Here is a 3369-nt window from a genome sequence, read left to right as displayed (position 1 = left end):
CTGGGCGAGATTCTGACTGAGCTTATGAAAGACATCCACGATAAATGCGTGGAATATGGCGACAACGGTGAAGGCTATGTCGACTACGTCAAGGGCGCGAATATCGCCGGTTTCAAGAAAGTCGCCGACGCGATGTTGGCTTTCGGCGTCGTCTGATGCCCAATCGCGGACATGAGCCGTGCCGCGGCTATCCTCGATGGAATTTACTCAGCTGAAGCAGTCGCGAACCGCGGAAGCCCGCGGCTACTGCACTGCTACTTGGACCACTCGAGTTTGGAGTTTTCCGCCTTTCCCAGATCCGGTGGGCTGGCCGCACCGGCTGAGTTTGCCAGCAGTATCGGGGGGATATTCCCGATCGCGCTGTGCGGTCGCTCTTCGTTGTCGTGTCCACGCCAGGCCCCCAGCTTTTCGCAAGCATCTTGCCGCTACAGGAACCAGTGCGCATGCCATGACTCCTTGCCCAGCCGATACCTACGGCGAAAAACTCTAACCGAGAATGGTCCAAAATTCAGGTGGCAGAGCAGGTCCAAAGAGCGGCGGACAGCGTTAAGCCCTCTCCTTGGGCTTAATCCGTTGCAAATGCTCATCGACGGACTAGCCTTCAAACCGGGAGGCTGGAGTGGTGCATGACCGACATACATTAGCCGCACCCGGAACGACGGTTCTTGCCAGAATTTTTGGCGAGTTCCGGCTCGAAACTTCGGGAGGCGCACCCCTGTTGCTCAGCAATCGCAGGGGGATGCTGTTGATTGCGTTGCTTTGCTTGCAGCCGAATTGCAGGCTCGACCGCGAGACGCTCTGCAGGTTGTTGTGGCCCGACCGGTTTCTTGAGCAGGCAAAGGCCAGCCTCCGGCAGTGCCTTCTCGACCTTCGGCGCCAGTTCGAGAACAAGGGCTGTCGCAATCTCCTGGTCGTCACCCGGTCGGCAGTCGCGCTCAATCGCAACCTCTGGCTTTCCGACCTGTCTGAGCTCGAGGAAGCGGTTGCACAGGGCAAGGGCACCCGAACCGCTCAGATCCTAGAGAGTGTCGCCAACCTGCCGATGCTCCAGGCTGCGTCGCTCAATCAGGCCTTCGATAACTGGCTTTCGCTAAAGCGACACGAGGTCGATGCGAGACTTCGAAAGTCAATCGCCAGGCTGGTGTCCGAACTGCGCACCACCGGGGAGCCGGAAAGCAGCGCGCGGCTGATAGCAGCATCGCAAGCCCGCTATCCCGTAGCGATTGGCCCGGCCGAGATCGGCCTGGCGGTCCTGCCCTTCGACCAGATCGACCAGGTGGGTGGAGACTTCTTTCTGGCCGAGGGCGTGACCGATGAACTGGTGTCACGGCTTGGCAAGGTGGAAGGGATCGCGCTGGCCGGGAGGACCTCGGTCCTCACTGTAGCGGCACGAGGGCAGACGCTTTCGGAAATGGCTGCCAGCCTGCGGGTTACTCATTTGATTGAGGGCGAAGTCAGACGCACCCCGGATGCCATTGTGGTCAGGATTGCCCTGATCGAAGGCGTCACCGGCAGCGAGATCTGGGCGGAACGGATCGAGGGTTCGATCGACGACTTCTTCGAATCGCGCAAGATTATCGGCAATAACGTCATCGCCGCGATTTGCCGGGTGCTCGGCCTTCCGCTTTCGCCCGCACCGCTGCGGCGTATGACCACCAACCGTGAGGCCTATGGGCTTTATCTACAAGGCCGCTCGCTGTTTCGACGTTCGATCACCGACGGTGCGGCTGCAAAGTCCGTCGACTTGCTCGAAGAGGCGCTGGCACTTGATCCCGAATTTGCCGAATGCTGGACTGCGCTTGCCGATGCCCATGTCCACAACGCGGTTTATACGCCATGCCTGGACCGGGTGGAACGATCGCAAACGGCGGCTCAATGCGCGAAACGGGCAGTCGCGCTAGACCCGGGACAGGGTCATGCGCTGGCGATCCAGGGCATTCACGAATGGACCCGAAAGAACCCGGCGGGCGCGCTTGACCTCGCGTTCGAGGCCTATGCCCGCGAGCCACGCAATGCCGATGTCGCCTTACGTCTCGGTTCTTTCCTGCTGTATATCGGTCGCACCGATGCTGCCCTCCCGTTCATTGAGGCCGGAGTGGAGCAAGACCCTGCCTATGGCCGCAATCATGCCATGCTGGCGACCGCGCATTTCAACCTTGGCGAAATGGACCGGGCGTTGGCTGCAGGGCAGCGGATGGTCGATCTGGGGATGCCGGGAATGTGGCTGGCGACCATTCAGGCTGCGGTCGGCGAGCACGAGAAGGCAACCGAGACCTATTACGCTTCGCGGATGCTGATGAACACCGTGATCCTGCCGCCCGCGGGGACCGAGCCGATGAGCGATGCGGTGCGCGATGCCTATTGGGCGATTGCTTCAAAAGGGTGTTGCAGCGGCGATGACAGCGCCCGTGCAGCCTATTGCGGTATGCTTGATGGGCTGCATCAAACGATGCCAGACCCGTGCGATCCCTCGATCGCCTTTCCAGCGATCTGGATGGGGCATGCCGAGCTGGTGATGAACATCTACCGCGAGTGCATCCATCCCGCCAACATGTTCGGCCTGATGAGCCTGTGGGCGGATGTCGAACCGATCCGGCAGACGCGCCGGCATGCTGGCTTCATGGATTTTGCCGAACATGTCGGTTTGGTCGAGGCATGGAACCGCCACGGCTGGCCGGACCTGATGCCGAAAGACCCGCGCGGGGCCTGAAAGAAGCGCGAATTGACGCTTTTTTGACGGTCACCCCGGTTGACCGCACCATGCCTGCGGAGGCATTCCCGGAGGCACAGGAACTAGCTCAAATCCAGCCATTTCAGGCAACGCCAGGTCGGGGGATCTGCGCGTGCGGAGGAGTCTTGCCGGTGCTGTCCTAGGAAAACGACAGTCGGCAGAAATGATTCGAGGCGCGAATTTGCGTGTCGATACTGAGGGGAGAGAACTGATGAAGACGATCAAGATGGCGCTTGCTGCGATGGCTATGACACTGCCGCTGGCCGCGCCGGTGGCTGCGCAGGAATTTCCGCTGGCTCCGGGCGAATATGTCCAGATGAGCGGTATTGTCGTCGAAGATGGCGAAGGCGGCCTGAAATATGCCGAATGGCTTGCGACCGAATGGAAGCGATTTCAGGAATACGCCAAATCCCAGGGGTGGATCACCGATTACGGCATTTATGCCAATGTGAATGCGCGCGCGGGCGAGCCCGATCTTTATCTTACGACCCGCTTCACCAGCCTGCCTGACGCTGCCGAGCAGGAACGCCGGGACAAGGCATTCGATGCGTGGTCGCGCACTACCTACAAGGAACAGGCTGCCGCCAGCGGCAACCGCGCCGAATATCGCACGGTGGTGAGTTCCATGCTGCTGCAGG

The 3369-nt window shown here is 60.4% G+C and carries 2 protein-coding genes and 2 pseudogenes; 3 read left to right on the top strand and 1 reads right to left on the bottom strand.

What is annotated here, in order from left to right:
• Positions 1-156 (top strand): annotated as a pseudogene (locus tag ACEW8G_RS14080) (glutamate dehydrogenase); the annotation flags it as partial.
• A gap of 98 nt (positions 157-254) precedes the next feature.
• On the opposite strand, the pseudogene ACEW8G_RS14075 reads toward ACEW8G_RS14080, so the two are convergent.
• A pseudogene (locus ACEW8G_RS14075) lies at positions 255-407 on the bottom strand (hypothetical protein); the annotation flags it as partial.
• A 398-nt stretch (positions 408-805) separates the two neighbouring features.
• Here ACEW8G_RS14075 and ACEW8G_RS14070 point away from each other — a divergent pair.
• On the top strand, positions 806-2710 hold the full coding sequence (locus tag ACEW8G_RS14070) for a tetratricopeptide repeat protein (RefSeq protein ID WP_373489035.1): 1905 nt from the start codon (positions 806-808) through the stop codon (positions 2708-2710).
• Positions 2711-2942: 232 nt separating this feature from the next.
• On the top strand, positions 2943-3369 hold a 427-nt coding region (locus ACEW8G_RS14065; protein ID WP_373489034.1), incomplete at its 3' end, for a hypothetical protein.

This window comes from Blastomonas sp. (assembly GCF_041747255.1).
GTDB lineage: Bacteria > Pseudomonadota > Alphaproteobacteria > Sphingomonadales > Sphingomonadaceae > Blastomonas.
The sequence above is the reverse complement of the archived record's forward strand: the minus strand, read 5'-3'. Positions and strand labels throughout refer to the sequence as shown.